General features: G+C 68.7%; 16 protein-coding genes. 7 read left to right on the top strand and 9 right to left on the bottom strand.

Annotation, left to right across the window (positions count from 1 at the left end; all coding sequences use genetic code 11):
• The first annotated feature begins 67 nt into the window (after nucleotides 1-67).
• The 5 genes from GSE44_RS13160 to GSE44_RS13140 all read left to right on the top strand — a co-directional run bounded on the left by GSE44_RS13160 (nucleotide 68) and on the right by GSE44_RS13140 (nucleotide 4835).
• Nucleotides 68-1090 (top strand): PhoH family protein, encoded by a 1023-nt coding sequence (locus GSE44_RS13160; protein WP_159349313.1) that lies wholly within the window; start codon nucleotides 68-70, stop codon nucleotides 1088-1090.
• A 91-nt stretch (nucleotides 1091-1181) separates the two neighbouring features.
• Nucleotides 1182-1736, top strand: a complete 555-nt coding sequence (gene ybeY, locus GSE44_RS13155) for an rRNA maturation RNase YbeY (protein ID WP_235924786.1) — start codon at nucleotides 1182-1184, stop codon at nucleotides 1734-1736.
• Nucleotides 1733-2653: a hemolysin family protein gene (locus GSE44_RS13150; protein WP_159349286.1), complete on the top strand. Its 921-nt coding sequence runs from the start codon at nucleotides 1733-1735 to the stop codon at nucleotides 2651-2653. The genes ybeY and GSE44_RS13150 overlap by 4 nt, the downstream gene beginning before the upstream one ends.
• A 10-nt stretch (nucleotides 2654-2663) precedes the next feature.
• A complete protein-coding gene (lnt, locus tag GSE44_RS13145; RefSeq protein WP_235924785.1) occupies nucleotides 2664-4226 on the top strand; it encodes an apolipoprotein N-acyltransferase in 1563 nt (520 codons plus the stop codon).
• A gap of 153 nt (nucleotides 4227-4379) precedes the next feature.
• Nucleotides 4380-4835, top strand: a complete 456-nt coding sequence (locus GSE44_RS13140; RefSeq protein WP_159349284.1) for a helix-turn-helix domain-containing protein — start codon at nucleotides 4380-4382, stop codon at nucleotides 4833-4835.
• A 37-nt stretch (nucleotides 4836-4872) separates the two neighbouring features.
• Here GSE44_RS13140 and GSE44_RS13135 read toward each other — a convergent pair whose 3' ends face one another.
• Complete coding sequence (locus tag GSE44_RS13135) at nucleotides 4873-5376, bottom strand: DUF2244 domain-containing protein (protein WP_159349283.1); 504 nt, start codon at nucleotides 5374-5376, stop codon at nucleotides 4873-4875.
• A gap of 137 nt (nucleotides 5377-5513) precedes the next feature.
• Between GSE44_RS13135 and nth the strand changes: the two genes are divergently transcribed.
• On the top strand, nucleotides 5514-6188 hold the full coding sequence (gene nth / locus GSE44_RS13130; RefSeq protein WP_159349311.1) for an endonuclease III: 675 nt from the start codon (nucleotides 5514-5516) through the stop codon (nucleotides 6186-6188).
• A gap of 82 nt (nucleotides 6189-6270) precedes the next feature.
• Here the strand turns inward: nth and ppdK are convergent, their stop codons facing one another.
• The 3 genes from ppdK to GSE44_RS13115 are packed head-to-tail and all read right to left on the bottom strand — an operon-like array spanning nucleotide 6271 to nucleotide 12079.
• Nucleotides 6271-8952 (bottom strand): pyruvate, phosphate dikinase, encoded by a 2682-nt coding sequence (gene ppdK / locus GSE44_RS13125; RefSeq protein WP_159349282.1) that lies wholly within the window; start codon nucleotides 8950-8952, stop codon nucleotides 6271-6273.
• An 11-nt stretch (nucleotides 8953-8963) separates the two neighbouring features.
• Complete coding sequence (gene glyS / locus GSE44_RS13120; protein WP_159349281.1) at nucleotides 8964-11216, bottom strand: glycine--tRNA ligase subunit beta; 2253 nt, start codon at nucleotides 11214-11216, stop codon at nucleotides 8964-8966.
• Nucleotides 11216-12079, bottom strand: a complete 864-nt coding sequence (locus tag GSE44_RS13115) for a glycine--tRNA ligase subunit alpha (RefSeq protein WP_159349280.1) — start codon at nucleotides 12077-12079, stop codon at nucleotides 11216-11218. The genes glyS and GSE44_RS13115 overlap by 1 nt, the downstream gene beginning before the upstream one ends.
• Before the next feature lie 52 nt (nucleotides 12080-12131).
• On the opposite strand from GSE44_RS13115, the gene GSE44_RS13110 reads away from it, so the two are divergent.
• The gene (locus tag GSE44_RS13110; protein WP_159349279.1) at nucleotides 12132-12542 is read left to right on the top strand and encodes a ketosteroid isomerase-related protein; all 411 of its coding nucleotides are present in this window, start codon (nucleotides 12132-12134) and stop codon (nucleotides 12540-12542) included.
• A 21-nt stretch (nucleotides 12543-12563) separates the two neighbouring features.
• Here GSE44_RS13110 and GSE44_RS13105 read toward each other — a convergent pair whose 3' ends face one another.
• The 5 genes from GSE44_RS13105 to GSE44_RS13085 all read right to left on the bottom strand — a co-directional run bounded on the left by GSE44_RS13105 (nucleotide 12564) and on the right by GSE44_RS13085 (nucleotide 17697).
• Nucleotides 12564-13748, bottom strand: a complete 1185-nt coding sequence (locus GSE44_RS13105) for a CaiB/BaiF CoA transferase family protein (protein WP_159349278.1) — start codon at nucleotides 13746-13748, stop codon at nucleotides 12564-12566.
• A gap of 26 nt (nucleotides 13749-13774) precedes the next feature.
• Nucleotides 13775-14581, bottom strand: coding sequence for an alpha/beta fold hydrolase (locus GSE44_RS13100; protein ID WP_159349277.1), 807 nt, complete (start codon nucleotides 14579-14581; stop codon nucleotides 13775-13777).
• On the bottom strand, nucleotides 14578-15732 hold the full coding sequence (locus GSE44_RS13095) for an acyl-CoA dehydrogenase family protein (RefSeq protein ID WP_201306058.1): 1155 nt from the start codon (nucleotides 15730-15732) through the stop codon (nucleotides 14578-14580). Before GSE44_RS13095 ends, GSE44_RS13100 begins: the two co-directional genes overlap by 4 nt.
• A 25-nt stretch (nucleotides 15733-15757) precedes the next feature.
• Entirely contained in the window at nucleotides 15758-16579 is an 822-nt protein-coding gene (locus GSE44_RS13090) for a p-hydroxycinnamoyl CoA hydratase/lyase (protein WP_159349275.1), read from the bottom strand.
• A 65-nt stretch (nucleotides 16580-16644) separates the two neighbouring features.
• Nucleotides 16645-17697, bottom strand: coding sequence for a Bug family tripartite tricarboxylate transporter substrate binding protein (locus GSE44_RS13085; RefSeq protein ID WP_159349274.1), 1053 nt, complete (start codon nucleotides 17695-17697; stop codon nucleotides 16645-16647).
• Nucleotides 17698-17848: the final 151 nt, after the last annotated feature.

The raw sequence follows: 17848 nt of genomic DNA, 5'->3' as shown, positions 1-17848 counted from the left end.
CCAGCTCGCCGCCCCCGCCGGGGGGATTGCCCTCCGGCCCGATCCCCGCGCCCCCCATCTCGGTGGCATGGCGCCCAATCCGGCCTTTGCGCCGGATAGCCAGCGGATCGTCACCCTCAGCTTCGACGACAACGCCCTGTTGCCGATGCTCTACGGGGAACACGACCGGCACCTGTCGCGCATCGAGCAGCGATTGGGCGTGCGGATCGCATCGCGCGGCAATCGGGTGACGATCAGCGGCGGTGCCGAGGGTGCGGGCTTGGCGGAATCAGTGCTGCGGTCCTTGTGGCAGCGGCTGGAAAAGGGAGACGCAACTGGCATGGCCGAGGTGGAAGCCGCGCTGCGGATGGCGGACGGCCCCGCGGAGGATCCGCGCCTCCCCCTCGCCGACATGCCGGCCATCCGCACGCGCAAGGGCGCCATCGCCCCGCGCTCGCGGACGCAGGTCTCCTACATGGACATGCTCCAAAGGCAGGAGATGGTCTTCGGCGTCGGCCCAGCCGGCACCGGCAAGACGTATCTCGCCGTCGCCCAGGGCGTGGCCCTGCTGATGGCGGGGCGGGTGGACCGCATCATCCTCTCCCGCCCGGCGGTGGAGGCAGGGGAGCGGTTGGGCTTCCTACCCGGCGACATGAAGGAGAAGGTCGATCCCTATCTCCGCCCGCTTTACGACGCGCTGCACGACATGATGCCGGCCGATCAGGTGGCCCGCCGCCTCGTCTCCGGCGAGATCGAGATCGCCCCGCTTGCCTTCATGCGCGGCCGGACGCTGGCCCATGCCTTCGCCATCCTGGACGAGGCGCAGAATACCACCCCGGCGCAGATGAAGATGTTCCTCACCCGCATGGGCGAGGGCACGCGCATGGTGATCACCGGCGACCCGAGCCAGGTGGACCTGCCGCCCGGCCAAAAGTCGGGGCTGGTGGAGGCGCTTTCCATCCTGGATGGGGTGGACGGCATCGGCATCACGCGCTTCGCCGAGAAGGATGTGGTACGCCACCCCCTGGTCGGGCGGATCGTCTCGGCTTATGGGCGAGCCGACGCGGCAGCCGAAGGGCGGACCGCGTCTCGCGGAAAGATCAAGGAGTAAGGCGGAAGTGGGCAGTCGCCCGCCCGGCGGTTCAGCCGCCGGGCACAATACAGCGGCACCGGGCGACAGGATCGCCAGGGATGACAAACCTGTGCCGGGCGGCTCCGCCGCCGGGCCGGACCCTGCGGCACGGGGCGGCCTTGCCGCCCATGCCATGCTTTCAGCACCCGGCGGTGACGCTCGCGGGCTGAACGACGACATCGACATCGAAGTGGTGGTCGAGGACCCGGCCTGGCGCTCGGCCGTGCCGCGGGTCGAGGAGGTGGCGCGGCGCGCCGCCCTCGCCGCCTTCGCCGAAGTGGGAACCGAGGGCGCCGTCACGGTGCTGCTGACCGGGGACCGTGCGGTGAAGCGCCTCAACGGCGATCACCGCGGCAAGGTGAAGCCGACGAACGTCCTGTCCTTCCCCCCGCTGCACCCCGGCATGCCGGGGGACGTGGCCCTGGCGCTGGGCACCGTGCGGCGCGAGGCCCGGGCGGCCGGACGCAGCGTGATGGCGCATCTGTCGCATCTCGTGGCCCATGGGGTGTTGCACCTGGCCGGCCATGATCATCTGCGGGCCGGCGAGGCCCGGCGAATGGAGCGTGCCGAGGCCCGGATCATGCGCCGCCTCGCCTTGCCGAACCCCTGGAGGGGCGTGGCATGAGCGATCGTCATAGCCAGGACCGCAACAGCATCCTCTGGAAGTTCCAGGGATTCCTGCGCAAGCGCGAGGCCGAGAGCGTGCGCGACCAGGTGGAAGCCCTTGTCGAGGGGGAGGGCGAGAAGGGCCGCGCCCCCGAGGCGGACGCCCTGGACGCCAATGAGCGCGTCATCCTCGGCAATGTGCTGAAGCTGCGGAACAAGACGGCGGTCGACGTCATGCTGCCGCGCGCCGACATCATCGGCATGCCCTGCGACCTGACGCTGGACGAGGCCATCCGCCTGATCCAGCGGGAAGGCCACAGCCGCTTCCCGGTCTATCGCGAGAATCTCGACGACATCCGGGGCATGGTCCACATCAAGGACGTCTTTGCGGCGGTGGGACGGGACGAGGAGCCCTTCTCCATTGAGGCGGTGCTGCGCCCCCTGCTCTTCGTCGTTCCCCAGGTGCCGGTGCTGGATCTGTTGCTGCAGATGCGCGAGGCCCGGACCCATATGGCACTCGTCGTGGACGAATATGGCGGCATCGACGGGCTGGTGACGATCGAGGACCTGGTCGAGACCATCGTCGGTGACATCTCGGACGAGCATGACGAGGAAGCCCCGCCACAGGTCACGGAGCGCCCGGACGGCAGCCTGGACCTTGACGCAAGGCTGAAGATCGAGGATTTCGAAGCCCGCATGGGTGATATCCTGACCACCGAGGAGCAGCACCAGGATATCGACACGGTGGGCGGCCTTGTCTTCACCCTGGCCGGGCGCGTCCCCGCGCGGGGCGAGCTGGTCTCGCATCCCTCGGGGCTAGAGTTCCGCGTGCTGGAGAGTGATCCGCGCCGCATCCGGCGGCTGCGGGTGCGCCGCCCTGCCACAGCGCAATCATCGGATGCCCCGGAGGCCGGTGCTTCCCAGGCGGCGGAGTAGACCTTTCCCCGTGCAGCGCCTGATTCGGCACCTGGAGTCGCGCGCCGGCTGGCGCGCCCTCGCCACCGCCTTCGGCCTGGGGGCACTCGCCTCCCTGGCCATGCCCCCGGTCTACGCCATTCCCGTTCTGTTACTCGCCCTGCCCGGGCTGCTGATCCTGCTGGGCAAGGCGGGGAGCTGGAAACGGGCGGCGATGCTGGGCTGGGCCTTCGGCTGGGGCCATCACGTCGTCGGCCTCTACTGGATCACCTATTCCATCCTCACCGAAGCCGAGCGCCTCTGGTGGCTGGTGCCGCTCGCGGTGCCTCTGCTGGCGCTCTGGATGGGGATCTACAGCGTGATCCCGGCGGTGCTGGCCTGGAAGGCACGCCCGGGCTGGCCGCGCGTGGCGGTGCTGGCCGGCGGCTGGGTGGCGGCCGAATTCGTGCGCGGCTGGGCCTTCACGGGCTTCCCCTGGAACCTGATGGGCACGGTCTGGGCTTTCGCGGCACTGCCGGTGCAGGGCGCGGCCTGGATCGGGGTGCATGGGCTCTCCCTGGTGACGGTGGCGCTGGCCTGCACACCACTGCTCGGGCGCCGGGCGATGGCGGGCGGGCTGGCGGTGCTGGTCGCCTTCGGGGGCTTCGGCCTGGCCCGACTCTGGCCCGCCGAGCCGGCTCCGCTGCCCGTCACCCTGGTGCTGGTGCAGGGCAATGTGGCGCAGGAAGCAAAGTGGCAGGAGGAGACTCGCTGGCCAATCTTCCGCCGCTACCTCGAGTTGAGTAAGCAGGGCGCGGACACCGCAGCACGCGAGGCACCCGGAACCCGCCCGGTGATCATCTGGCCCGAAACCGCTAGCCCCTTCCTCCTCGCCGATGACCCCGAGGCACGCCGAATCGCCGCCGCCGCCCTGCCGCCTGACGGGCTGCTGCTGGCCGGGACGGTGCGGGCCGAGTGGGGACCGGACCGGCAGGCGACGAAGCTGTTCAACAGCCTGGTTGCCATGGGGCCCGACGGGGTGATTTCGGCCACCTACGACAAATCCCATCTGGTTCCTTTTGGTGAGTACATGCCGCTCTCTGGCCTGCTGCCAATCCGGGTGATCCGGGGCGGGGTGGACTTCGGCTCGGGGCCCGGCCCAGTTGCGCTTTCACTGCCCGGATTGCCGCCCGCATCGCCGCTGATCTGCTATGAGGTCATCTTCTCGGGCGCCGTGGTCGGTGCCGAGCGGCCGGGCTGGCTGCTCAATATCACCAATGACGCTTGGTTCGGGATATCGGCCGGCCCCCACCAGCACTTGGCTACAGCCCGCCTCCGGGCCGTCGAGGAGGGGCTTCCGCTGGCACGAGCTGCGCAGACCGGGATCTCCGCCGTTTTCGATTCACGGGGTCGCGAGGTGGCACGTCTTCCACTTGCTGAAACAGGAATTGTGCTCGCACCTCTTCCTGCCGCCGGCGCCCCCACGCCTTTCGGGCGGTTCGGACTGTCCATTCCTGCCATCCTGGCTGCAATTGTGCTCATCGGCGGCTTGGCGGCATCGGCAAGAAACCCCAACCTATCCGGGAGCTCGAAAGGGCTCGAGACGTCTAACTAATTGGAATTCTCGAAAGAGTTGACAATTCCTTAGCAAGTCATCACTATGTCATCGTAGTTGCAGGGTCCTATGACGGCTGTGGCATAGCCGCCTGGCCGACATGGTGTGCAGGACGTGCGCCCCCCTGCCCTTTTGAACAAAGGAGTGGCGCTGATGTCGGCCGACGAGGCGCTTGAGCGCACCGAGAAGGGTGAGCACCGCCCTAGCCCGATCGATGTGCACGTGGGAAGCCGCGTTCGCCTTCGCCGGACGCTCCTGGGCATGAGCCAGGAGAAGCTCGGCGAGGCGCTCGGCCTGACCTTCCAGCAGGTCCAGAAATACGAGCGCGGTGTGAACCGGATCGGCGCCAGCCGCCTGTTCGACCTCGCCCGCGCGCTGGACGTGCCGATCGGGTTCTTCTTCGACGATATGCCGGACAGCATGGGCGGGCTGGGATCCAGCTTCCGCACCCGCATCACCGGCTTTGCCGAGACGCAGGAGGGATTCGAGGACGACACGCTGCACAAGCGGGAGACACTAGAGTTGGTGCGCGCCTATTATCGTATTACCGAACCCGCTGTCCGCAAGCGCGTCTTCGACCTCATCAAGAGCCTCGCCCCCACCGACTGAGGGAAGGCCGAGGCTGCGGGGCCGTCCCCTCAGCCCCTCACCTCAGCTGCGGGTTGTCGAAGACAGGATTACGGAAATCCCGCAGCGCCCGCCTGAGCGCATCCGCCAGTTCAGCCTTCTCGTCATCCGACAGGAAACTGCCGATCTCGGTGGAGCGACCCCGTGCCGCGAGCCGCAGCTCACTTACCCGGCCGGGGCGGGGCAGCAGCAGGACCCGCGCCCAATAGGCATCGAACTCCACCACCTGCCGCCGGGAACGCCGGTCCGTCCGGTCCACGCAGAGCCGGCCACCCGACAGGGTGATCCGCTCCGCGATCCGGGCTGACCAGCGCCGGTGTGCGCGCAGCATGCCGAGCACAAGCACAACCTCGCCGCCCATGAAGCCGGCAACCGGCCAGGCACCGAGGGTCCAGAACAGCACCGTCAGCACCGCAGAGCCGGTCAGCACCAGTCCCGCGATCACGCGGAGCCCGGTTGGCGTGCCAGACTGGTGCGGCGTCGTCAGGGCCTCGAAAAGGGGGGCGTCCTGAACAGGGTTCATCCCGGTGATCATAGCGCCATCGGGATGCGATTTCCTCATCAAAGCCCAGTCGCGCTATTGACGGCGGCGTGACCCGATCCGCCCCCCGCAGCGCGCCGCTCCACGGCACCGCCACCCAACCCCGCCGCGCCCGCCGCATGCCGGCCGCCCAGGCTGCCGCCTTCATCCGGGCCCTCGCCGAAGCCACCCCCGAGCCCAAGCCGGAGCTGGACTACAGCAACCCCTTCACCTTGCTGGTGGCCGTGGTCCTCTCCGCCCAGACCACGGATGTGGCGGTGAACAAGGTAACCGCCACCCTCTTCGCCGAGGCGCCGGACCCCGCCGCCATGGTGGCGCTCGGGCCGGAGGGCATCGGGCGCCACATCCGGCGCATTGGGTTGTGGCAGGCGAAGGCGAAGAATGTTGCGGCCCTGGCCCAGCTGCTGATCGAACGCCATAACGGCGAGGTTCCGCGGGAACGCGAGGCGCTGGAGGCCCTGCCCGGCGTCGGGCGCAAGACCGCCAATGTCGTGCTCAACGTCGCCTTCGGCGAAAATGCCATGGCGGTGGACACTCATATCTTCCGCATCGGCAACCGCACCGGCCTGGCCCCGGGCGATACGCCGCGGGCGGTGGAGGACGGGCTGGTGAAGCGCTGCCCGCCCGAGCTACTGCGGGACGCCCATCACTGGCTGATCCTGCACGGGCGATACGTGTGCAAGGCGCGCCTGCCGGAATGCTGGCACTGCGTGGCCCGGGCACATTGCAACTATCCGGACAAGGTGGCGGGGCCAACGGCGGGCCGGACGAAGGCTGAAGTGATTCAGGAGTAGGCCAGGAGCTTTGCTCCTAGCCCCACCGGAGACCGGTTCGGCCCCCAGCGGAGGTCCGGAGGCAGAGCCTCCGGCTTCTCCGTCACGCCGTCCGGTCAGCCATGGCCGGCGAGGAGTTGGCCAGCGCCGCCTGGGCCGCCGCCAGCCGCGCCACCGGCACGCGGTAGGGCGAGCAGGACACGTAATCCAGCCCCACCGTCTCGCAGAACTGGATAGAGGCCGGGTCGCCGCCATGCTCGCCGCAGATGCCGAGCTTGAGGCCGGGCTTGGTGGCGCGGCCCTTTTCGGCAGCGATCTTCACCAGAGCGCCCACCCCGTCCACGTCGATGGAAACGAAGGGATCCTTTGGGAGGATTCCCTTCTCGACGTAGAAAGGCAGGAACTTGCCGGCGTCATCGCGCGACAGGCCGAAGGTGGTCTGGGTCAGGTCGTTCGTGCCGAAGGAGAAGAAGTCGGCGGTCTCGGCGATCCGGTCGGCCGTCAATGCGGCGCGCGGCAGCTCGATCATGGTGCCGACCAGGTATTCGATGGTCATGCCGGCCTCGGCGAAGACCTCCTTGGCCACCTTGTCGATCTGCGCGTGGCTGATCTCCAGTTCCTTCTTCATGGCAACCAGCGGCACCATGATCTCCGGCACGGGCGCCTTGCCGGTCTCCTTCGCGACGATCACCGCCGCCTCAAAGATCGCGCGGGCCTGCATCTCGGCGATCTCGGGGAATGTCATCGCCAGGCGGCAGCCGCGATGGCCGAGCATGGGATTGGCTTCCGACAGGTCGGCCGCGCGGCGCTTCATCGTGGCCAGATCGGCACCGAGGCTTTCCGCCACCTCCGCCAGCTCCTCCTCCTTGTGGGGCAGGAATTCATGCAGCGGCGGGTCAAGCAGGCGGATCGTGACCGGCAGCCCGGCCATGATGCGGAACAACTCCACGAAGTCGTCGCGCTGGAAGGGCAGCAGCTTGGCCAGCGCGTCGCGGCGGCCGCCCTCGGTCTCGCTCATGATCATCTGGCGCACGGCGCTGATACGCGTCGGGTCGAAGAACATGTGCTCGGTGCGGCAGAGGCCGATGCCTTCGGCGCCGAACTTGCGGGCGGTGTCCGCGTCCAGCGGCGTTTCGGCATTGGCGCGCACACGCAGGCGGCGCACCTCATCGGCCCAGGACATCAGCGTCTCGAAGTCGCCCGAGAGCTTCGGCTCCACCATGGCGACCGTGCCGGCGAAGACCTCGCCCGTCGCACCGTCCAGGGTGATGGTCTCGCCCGCCTGCACCGTTACGCCGCCGGCCGACAGGGCCTGGGAGGCATAGTCCACCACCACGCCGCCGGCACCGGCCACGCAGGGCCGGCCCATGCCGCGCGCCACCACCGCCGCATGACTGGTCATGCCGCCGCGGGTGGTGAGAATGCCGCGCGCGGCGTGCATTCCGTGGATGTCCTCCGGCGAGGTCTCGACGCGGACAAGGATGACGCTTTCGCCCTTCTGCGCGCGCGCCTCGGCCTCATCGGCATTGAACACCACCACGCCGCAGGCGGCGCCCGGTGAGGCCGGCAACCCGCGCGTGAGCAGCTTGCGCGGCGCGTTCGGATCGAGCGTCGGATGCAACAACTGGTCGAGTGAGCCGGGGTTCACGCGGCGCACGGCTTCCGCGTGGTCGATCAACTCCTCATTCGCCATGTCCACGGCGATCTTGAGGGAAGCCGCCGCGGTACGCTTTCCGCTGCGGGTCTGCAGCATGTAGAGCTTGTTGCGCTGGACCGTGAACTCGATGTCCTGCATGTCCGCATAGTGCTTCTCGAGCTTGGCGCGCACCGCAACCAGCTCGGCATAGGCGGCCGGCATGGCTGCTTCCATGCTGCGCTCGCCGGGCTTGGCGCGGGCCTCGGACATGGGCTGCGGCGTGCGGATGCCGGCCACCACGTCCTCGCCCTGCGCGTTGATCAGGTACTCGCCGTAGAAGACATCCTCGCCGGTCGAGGGGTCGCGCGTGAAGCAGACGCCGGTGGCGCAGTCGTCGCCCATATTGCCGAAGACCATGGCCTGGACGTTCACCGCCGTGCCCCAGTCAGCCGGGATGTCATGCAGGCGGCGGTAGGTGATGGCGCGCTGGTTCATCCAGCTGCCAAACACGGCGCCGATGGCGCCCCAAAGCTGCGCCCAAGGGTCCATCGGGAAGTCCGCGCCTGTCACCTCGCGCACCATGTCCTTGTAGCCGGCGGCAACCTGCCGCCAGTCCTCGACGGTGAGCTGCGTGTCCTCGAAGACGCCCTTGGCGAGCTTCGCCTCCTCGATGATCTCCTCGAAGCGGTGGTGGTCCACGCCGAGCACGACGGAGCCGTACATCTGGATGAAGCGGCGATAGCTGTCCCAGGCGAAGCGTGCATCGCCCGAGGCCGTCTCCAGCCCCTGCACCGTGGTGTCGTTCAGGCCGAGATTCAGCACCGTGTCCATCATGCCCGGCATGGAGACGCGGGCGCCGGAACGGACGGACACCAGAAGCGGGTTGGTGGCATCGCCGAACTTCGCGCTGACCGCCTCCTCCACCCGCGCCAGCGCCGCCTTCACCTGGCTCTCGAGATCCGCGGGGTACTGCCCCTTGTTCTCGGTAAAATAGGTGCAGACCTCGGTGGTGATGGTGAAGCCGGGGGGCACGGGGAGGCCGATGGAGGCCATCTCCGCCAGATTGGCACCCTTGCCGCCCAGCAGGTTCCGCATATCGGCACGGCCATCATTGCGGCCGGCCCCGAAGCCATAGACCCAGCTTGTCATGACCTGATCCCTCAAGATTCGATGCGCGCGATGTCAGCAAGCTCGTCCATGGCGCCCCGCAGCAACGCCAGCAAACCTAGCCGGTTCTCACGCAGTTCCCTATCCGGGTCGTTCACCGTGACCCGGTCGAAGAAGGCATCGACCGGGGCGCGGAGAGGCGCAAGGGCGGTCATGGCGCCGGCGAAGTCCTCGCGTCCGAGCGCGGCCTGCACCTGCGGGCGTGCGGCCTCCAAGGCCGCGGCCAGCGCCTTCTCCTCCGGCGCGCGGAGCAGTTCGGGGCGGATGGCGGGCAGGTAGCTGCGACCGTCCTTCTTTTCCTCGATTCTCAGGATGTTTGCGGCACGCCGGTGGGCCGCCAGCAGGTCCGTCCCCTCAGCCGTCGAGAGGAAGTCGCGCAACGCATCGGCACGCGCGAGCAGCCGGTTCAGGTCGTCATCGCCCGAGATGCCGAAGGCGGCAGCCACGAGATCGTGACGAAGGCCCTCGGCCCGCATCTGCACGCGAAGGCGCTCCGCAAGGAATTCCACCACCCCCTGGGCGAAGGCAGCGACCATGGGCGGATGTGCGGATTCGGCTGGCTGCTTCCAGCCGGCATTCATCCGCTCGGTGGCGACCGCCATGCCGAATTCCGGCATGGCCGTCGTGCCCTGGGCCATGGGATAGCCGAAGAAGGCTTCGGCCACCGCATCGGCGAGGGGGAGGCGCAGCCGGTTCTCGCGGATGAGGCGGATAATGCCGAGGGCGGCACGGCGCAGTGCGAAGGGATCGCCCGAGCCGGTCGGGCGCTCATCCGCCGCGAAAAATCCGGCGAGCTGGTCCAGCTTGTCCGCCAGCGCCACGGCCACGGCCACCGGCTCGGACGGCACCGCATCACCCGGGCCGAGCGGCCGGTAATGCGCGCCGATCGCCTCGGCCACGCGTGGGTCCTCGCCCGCATGCAGCGCGTAGTAGCGGCCCATCACGCCCTGCAGCTCGGGGAACTCGCCCACCATGCCGGAGGCGAGGTCGGCCTTGGCCAGCTTCGCCGCGCGGGCGGCGAGGTCCGGATCGGCGCCCACGAGTGGAGCGATGTGCCGCGCCAGCCGCTCCAGGCGCCGCACGCGGTCGCCCTGCGTGCCGAGTTTCGCGTGGAACACCACGGCATCGAGCTTCGGCAGGAAGGCTTCGAGCGGCTGCTTGCGGTCCAGGTCCCAGAAGAAGCGCGCGTCTGACAGGCGGGCGCGCAGCACGCGCTCATTGCCGCCAACGATCGCGGCGCCGCCATCCTTGGCCGCGATATTGGCCACCAGGGCGAAGCGCGCGGCGGCGCGGCCATCGGGGTGGCCTCCCTCCTTGTGACGGAGCGCAAAGTAGCGCTGGTTCACCCGCATGGTGGTCCGCATCAGCTCGGGCGGCAGGTCCATGAAGGCGTCGTCGATGCGCCCCAGCAGCGGCACGGGCCATTCGACCAGCCCGGCCACCTCGGTCAGCAACCCGCGATCGGGTACCACCTCCAGCCCCTCGGCGGAGGCCAGGGCGGCGATGCCCTCCTCGATCATCCGCTCGCGCTCGGCGGCATCGGGGATCACGGAACGCTCGCGCAGCCCGGCCTCGTACCCGGCCGCGGAGCTCACGGCGAAAGCGCCGGGCGATTGGATGCGATGGCCCTCCGTCTGGTCGGCGGAGCGCAGCCCATGGGCGTCGTCGGCTTCCCCGCTCAGGCTGAAGGGCACCACCGCGCTATCCAGCAGGCAGAGGATGCGCTGCATCGGCCGCACCCAGATCAGGTCCGAGGTGCCCCAGCGCATGGATTTCGGCCAGGGGAAGCGGCGGATCAGCGCGGGGATGGCCTCGGCCAGCACTTCGGCGCTCGGGCGCGCCGGGTTCTTCAGGCGCAGCAGGAAAGAGGCACCGGACTTTTCCGGGCGGGCGATGATGGTCAGCCCATCACCCTCGTAAACCGGGGTGTCGGAGGCGCCGGTGGCGGCGCGCATGGCGGTGACCGCGGCATCGGACAGCGCGTGTTTGCGGGCGAAGCCGCCCAGAGCGGCCTCGGGGGCGCCCAGGCGGGGACCCTTCTCCTCGCGCTCGCTCGCCGGGGTGGCAACGGGGAGGTTGGCGATCACGGCGATGCGGCGCGGGCCGTGCAGCGTGCGCACGCTGTCCAGGGACAGGCCGGCGGGCTTCAGCGCCTCTCCCAGCAGCCGCGCCAGGTCCTCGGCGGCCCGGGCCTGCATGCGGGCCGGGATTTCCTCGGAGAGGAGTTCGAGAAGGAGCTCGGCCATCACACCGTCTCCCCCGCCAGCCAGCCTTCGCAGCAGCGTTTCGCCAGCGCGCGCACGCGGCCGATATAGGCGGCGCGCTCCGTCACGCTGATGGCGCCGCGGGCATCCAGCAGGTTGAAGCTGTGGCTGGCCTTGATGCACTGGTCATAGGCCGGCAGCGGAAGGGCGTTGTCGCAGAGCGCGTTGCACTCCGCCTCGGCCTCCGCGAAATGACGGAACAGCACGGCGACATCCGCATGCTCGAAGGAATAGGCGCTGAACTCTCGCTCGTTCCGCAGGAACACGTCGCCATAGGTCAGGCCGGTGGAGTTGAAGGCTAGGTCGTACACGTTCTCGACGCCTTGGATGTACATGGCAAGGCGCTCGAGCCCGTAGGTCAACTCGCAGGACGGCACGGCGCAGGGAATGCCGCCGACCTGCTGGAAATAGGTGAACTGCGTCACCTCCATCCCGTCGCACCACACTTCCCAGCCCAGGCCCCAGGCGCCGAGGGTGGGGCTCTCCCAGTCATCCTCCACGAAGCGGATGTCGTGCAGCATCGGGTCGATGCCGATGGCCCTGTAGCTCTCGATCAGCAGGGACTGCGGATCGGGCGGGCTCGGCTTCATGATGACTTGATATTGGTAATAATGCCCCAGCCGGTTCGGGTTGTTCCCGTAGCGGCCATCCGAAGGGCGGCGGCTGGGCTGCACATAGGCGGCACGCCAGGGTTTCGGGCCCAGCGCTCGGAGCGTGGTGGCCGGATGGAAGGTTCCCGCCCCCATCTCCATGTCATAGGGCTGTAGGATGGCGCAGCCCTGCTTCGACCAGAAGGCATGGAGCGCCAGGATCATGTCCTGGAAGGGGAGCGGCTGGGTCTGCATGGCCCGCCGGGTATAGTGGCGCCCCCCGCAACCCCGCAAGGAAGCCCCCCTTTTGCCCCAGGATGAGACGCTGGCCCTGGTCCGCCGCTATTACGGCGCCTTCAACCGGGCCGACTGGCCGGGAATGCTGGCTTGCTTGGCCGAGGACGTGGCGCATGACGCCAATCAGGGCGGCCGCAGCACCGGCAAGCCCGCTTTCTCACGCTTCCTCGCGCATATGGAACGTTGCTATCGCGAGGAGCTGCGGGATGTGGTGGTGATGGCCTCGGCGGACGGGTCGCGGGCGGCGGCTGAGTTCGTGGTGCATGGCCGCTACCTCTCCACGGACGAAGGGCTGCCCGAGGCGAAGGGCCAGACCTATGTCCTGCCCGCCGGCGCCTTCCTGGAGGTGAACGAAGGCCGGATCGCCCGCGTCACCACCTATTACAACCTGCAGAACTGGCTGCGGCAGGTCGGAGCCTGACGGCTCCGCCCCCTTTCGCGATTAGCCCGGGCTCTTGCTCATCGCACCGGGCCCGTCCGCCGCATCCCCACCGAGGCCCAACTCGGCGAGCACCTCCTGCGTGTGCTCCCCAAGCATGGGCGGAGCTTTCTGGGGCTGGTCGGTGCGGTCGCCGTCGAACAGCACGGGCCGGCGGATGGCCTTTACCGTCCCCATCTCGGGATGCTCGAGATCGGCGAAGCTTCCGAGATGCCGCACCTGCGGGTCGTCCAGCACCTCGCTGACATTGTAGACCGGTGCGAAGGGCAGGTCCGTCTCGGCCAACGCGTCGAGCCAGGCGGCCAGGGGGCGCTCGATGAAGACCGCGGCCGCGCGGTGCCGGATATGCTCGTAATTCTCCAGGCGCAGGTTGCGCGTGGCGGTGAGCGGATCGGTCAGCATCTCCGGCAGGCCAATGAGCTCCACGAACTGGCGCCAGAACTTCTCCTGCGAGGAGAGATGGATCGTGACCAGCCGGCCATCGGCGCAGCGGAAGGCATAGGATTGTGAGGTCCGGGTGCGCAGCTGCGGGTCCGAGACAAGACCCATCTGGGTGAAGTAGCCAAAAGGGTCCGGCATGAAGGCCAGGGTGGAATCCAGCATGTTCACATCCACCCGACGCCCCTGCCCCGTCCGCTCTCGCGCCAGCAGTGCACCGAGAATGCCGTAGCAGGCATATTGGCCGGTCACGTTGTCCGAGATGGTCGGGCCCGCGATGCGCGGATCCTCTGGGTCCAGGAACAGGGAGGACATGCCGCTCAGCGCCTGGGCGACGGCGTCATAGGCGGGGCGGTGCGCGTAGGGCCCATCGGCGCCGAAGCCGCTGATATGGCAGGCCACGAGGCGGGGGTTCAGCTCGGCCAGCCGGCCATCCCCGAAGCCGAGCCGTTCGAGCACGCCGGGGCGGAAATTGACGATCAGCACGTCGCTCGCGGCGATGAGCGCCTCCAGCGCCGTCTTGCCCTCCGCCGCGCGAAGGTCGAGCGCCACGCTGCGCTTGTTGCGGTTATAGGCGCAGAAATGCGCGCTGTAGAGGCCGCCGCGGAAGCTGCGGAAAGGGTCCCCGCCCTCGGGGTTCTCCACCTTCACCACTTCCGCGCCGAGATCGGCGAGCATCATGCCCGCGAGCGAGCCCGTGATCATCGTCGTCAGCTCGACGACACGGATGCCCGGGAGGAGAGCGCTCATCGGTCGTTCCGTCTTCAACAGGGGGTTCAGCCGGCCCGCGCCAGCCAGGGAAGCAGGACGGCGTCCAGCGCCTCGGGCGCCTCAATTGGGGCGTAATGGCCGATGCCCGGCATCACGATGCTCTCGCCGCGCGGCAGGGCCTCCGCCAGGCGCTGGCCGAGAGCGGGCGGGGAGCCGGCATCCTCCTCGCCGCTGATTACCAGGCTCGGCCCGGTAAGCGCCTCGAGCAGCGGGAAGATATCCGCCGTGCAGAGCGCCTCCCAGGCGGCGAAGTAGCCAGACTCCGGCACTTCGGCCATCACGGCGACGGCGCGGGCGGCCTTCTCCGATGGCGTGACGCGACCGAGGATGGCGGCGCCACGGTGCTCGGCGAAGCCTCGGGCTCCGAGGCGGGTGAGCTCCGCGATGCGGCCGGCACGCATCGGTTCCCGCTGCGCCGGGTCCATCGGACCGAAGCCAGCCATGGGGTGGAGCAGCACGGCGCGGTCCGGCGCGCCGCGCCGGGCAGCCAGCGCGGCAAGGAAGATCGCGCCGAGGGAATGGCCGATGCCCGACCATTCGGTGACGCCGATCGCATCGAGCAAGGCGGCGAGCCGGTCCGCGAACCCGTCCACGGTTGGCGCCGGTTCATCGAGCGGCGAGGAGCCGCCATAGCCCGGCGCATCCCAGGCGATCACGCGATGATGGGCCGACAGGCTGCCAAGCTGATGCGCCCAGGCGCCGGAATGGCCGCCGATGCCGTGCAGCAGCAACAGGGCCGGCCCCTGCCCCGCCTCGCGCCAGGTGACGCGGCTGCCGGCCAGGTCCAGCGCCCGCGGCGCCAGCGCCGTCACGGCGCGTAGGATTCGAGGACGTGGCGCGCCAGGCTCATGCGCAGCACCTCCTCCGGTCCTTCGGTCACCATCATGCTGCGCTGGTCACGCCAGAACTTCTCGATCGGCAATTCCTTGGTGAAGCCGATTCCGCCATGGATCTGCAGGCAGCGATCGGCCGCCTGGAAGGAAAGGCGGTCGCCCAGCATCTTCACCGCGAAGGCATCGTGGCGCACATCCTCACCGCGGTCATATTTCCAGGCGGCGCGATAGACGAGCAGGCTGAGCTGCTCGAGGTCGAGATGGGAATCGACCATCATCCACTGCACGGCCTGCCGGTCGGCGATGGGGCGGCCGAAGGTGACGCGTTGTTTCGAATAGTCCGTCGCCAATTCCAGGCAGCGGCGGATCACGCCGAGCGCGCGGGCGCCATGGCGGATGCGGCCGGTGTTGATCCAGTCCTGCGCCAGCTTGAACCCGTCGCCCTCGCGTCCGATCAGCTTGCTGGCATGCACGCGGACATTGTCGAAGGCCAGCTCGCAGGGCTCGTCATCCATCATGGTCGGCTGGGTACGCACGATGCTCACGCCGGGCGTATCCATGTCCACCAGGAAGGCGGAGATGCCGCGTGCGCCCTTGCTGCGGTCCGTGGAGACGAGGAGCTGCACGAAATCGGAGTGCTGCGCATTGGTGATGAAGCGCTTGTAGCCGTTGATGACGTAGTGATCGCCGTCCCGCACGGCGGTGGAGCGGATGCCGGCCGGATCACTGCCCGCATCGGGCTCGGTGAGCGCGAAGCAGCAATCCTTCTCGCCGGCGATGACAGGCAGCAGGTAGTGCTTCTTCTGTTCCTCATTGAGCTGGAACAGGATCGGGCTGGGCTCGGGGCCGAAGATCTGCGTCTTGCGCGCCGGCAGGGCGATGGTGCGGCCCATCTCCTCCCAGAGCAGCACGCGGGCAAGCAGGCCAAGGCCGAGGCCGCCATAATCGACCGGCGTGGTGATGAGCCAGTAGCCCATCTCCTTCATCCGCGCCTCCAGCCGCGCGCGTATCTCGGGCCGCATGTCTGGGCCGTCATAGGCCTCCCGCTCCGTCGGGATGATCTCCTTGTCAACGAAGCGCCGGATCTGCTCGCGCATCATCCGGAGGTCCTCGGGAAGCTCGAAATCCATCAGTGAGGTCCGATCCTGGGGCGCGCTACTGGCCGTGCGCGAAGCTGCCATCGATGGGCTTGTAGGTCTTCTGGTCAACGAACTGGGCGATGCCCTCGCGCTGCGCACGGCCGCCGGTGCGCTGGCGCAGCTCCTCCATCTTGGCCCCGAGATAGTCGTAAGCCTGCTCGAAGCTCATCGCGCGCACGCGGCGCACGGCGATCTTGGTGGCGCGATAGGCCTCGGGATCCTTCGACATCAGCAACTGCGCCAAGGCTGTGGTCCGCTCGCGCAGCGCCTCCTTCGGCACCGCTTCGTTCACCAGGCGCAGCCGCACCGCCTCGCGCCCGTCGAAGGCGCGGCCGGTCAGGCAGAGATCCAGCGCATCGCGATAGCCCAGCGCCTCGGTCATCACACGGGCAACCAGGCCACCAGGGATGATGCCCCAATTGATCTCGGACAGGCTGAACTTCGCGTCCTCCGCCGCCACGGCGAAGTCGCAGGCGATCAGCTGCATGAAGGCGCCGCCGACGCAGAAGCCGTTCACCATGGCGATGGTCGGCTTGTCGTAGTTGTAGAGCCGGTCCCAGCGCCAGCGATTGGCGGCCTCGGCCGCGCGCTTCGCCTCGGCGGGCTTGCCGTCCAATTCGCGGAAGAACTCCTTCAGGTCCTGCCCGGCGGAGAAGGACTCGCCGGCGCCGGTGACGACGACGCAGCGCACCTCCGGGTCGGTTTCGAGCTGCGCCAGTGCCGCATCCATTTCGAAATGCAGCGTCGGGCTCATCGCGTTACGCTTCTCGGGCCGGTTCAGGAACACCCAGGCGATCCCCTCGCCCTTCTCCACCCGAACCGTCTTCATGCCGTCCATTGGACCACCCTCCCCAGCCACGCGCTTCACAGTCCCGACCGCGCGCGCGGCCGGTTCGGCGGCACTCAGGCCTTGATCTTCGCGTCGCGCGCCACGCGGGTCCAACGCTCCACCTCGCCGCGCTGGAAGGCGGCGAATTCGGCCCGCGGCTTGAAGCTTGGCTCGAAGCCCGCGGTCTGCAGCATCTGCCTGGCCTCGGCGGTGCCGGCGATGCGGCGCAGCTCCGCCTCCACCAGGCCGGCGAGGGCAGAATCCATACCCGGCGGGCCGTAGATGCCGATCCAGCTCGTCACGGCGAAGTCCGGCACGCCCGCTTCCATCATGGTGGGGACATCCGGCAGCTGCGGAGTGCGATAAGGGCTGGTCACGGCCAGCGGGCGCAGCAGACCGCCGGTGATGGCGCCTTTCACGGTCGGCAGGTTCTCGAAGGCCACCTGCACGTCGCCGCGCTGGAGCATGACCAGCGAGTTGCCCGCCTGGCCAAGCGGCACGCCGACGATGTCGAGCCCCGCCTGCAGCTTGAACAGCTCAGCCGTCATCTGGTTGGAGGCGCCGTTGCTCGTATAGACGTAGTTCAGATCGCCCGGCTTCGCCTTCGCATGCGCGATGAAGTCCCGCACCGACCGTGCGGGCACCTGCGGCCCGACGACCATGACGTTCACGAACTCAGCCATGAGGGCGAGCGCGGTGAAGTCCTTGTTCACGTCGAAAGGATAGTTCTCGACGACGGCAGGCGGCAGGCCATGGCTGCCCAGGCCGCCGACCAGCAGCGTGGCGCCATCCGGCGCGGCACGCTTCAGCGCCTCCATGCCGATCGTGGCATTCGCGCCGGGCCGGTTGTCGACGATCACGGTGGTGCCGTGCGCCGCGCGCATGCTGTCCGCGATGACGCGCGCGACGACATCCGTCACGCGGCCCGCCGGGAAGGGCACGATGATGCGGATTGTCTGGGGCGGCCAGGCGGCGGCGCGCGCGGGACGGAGGGCGGCACCACCGGCAGCCGCGATACCCGCCGCAGCCAGCGCGCCCTTCAGCGCCAGGCGGCGTGTGAGGCCGGAGTCGGCGCATGCGGGAGACTCAGGGGCGGCGTCTGGCGCGGCCGGTAGCATGCTGCACATCAGGGTCTCGTCTCCAATGGGTTCGGGAGGAATCTGGCTGCGCAACCGGCGTTTCGGCGATCCTCTTACTGTCCAACTAACTTTGTCAACTAGCTATTCAAGTTCATGCATTCTGCACTGCGGCCTACCGCAGCGCAGCAGCGCTGGCGGC

The sequence above is a fragment of the Muricoccus harenae genome (assembly GCF_009848505.1).
GTDB classification, from domain to species: Bacteria; Pseudomonadota; Alphaproteobacteria; order Acetobacterales; family Acetobacteraceae; genus Roseomonas; species Roseomonas harenae.
The sequence above is the reverse complement of the archived record's forward strand: the minus strand, read 5'-3'. Positions and strand labels throughout refer to the sequence as shown.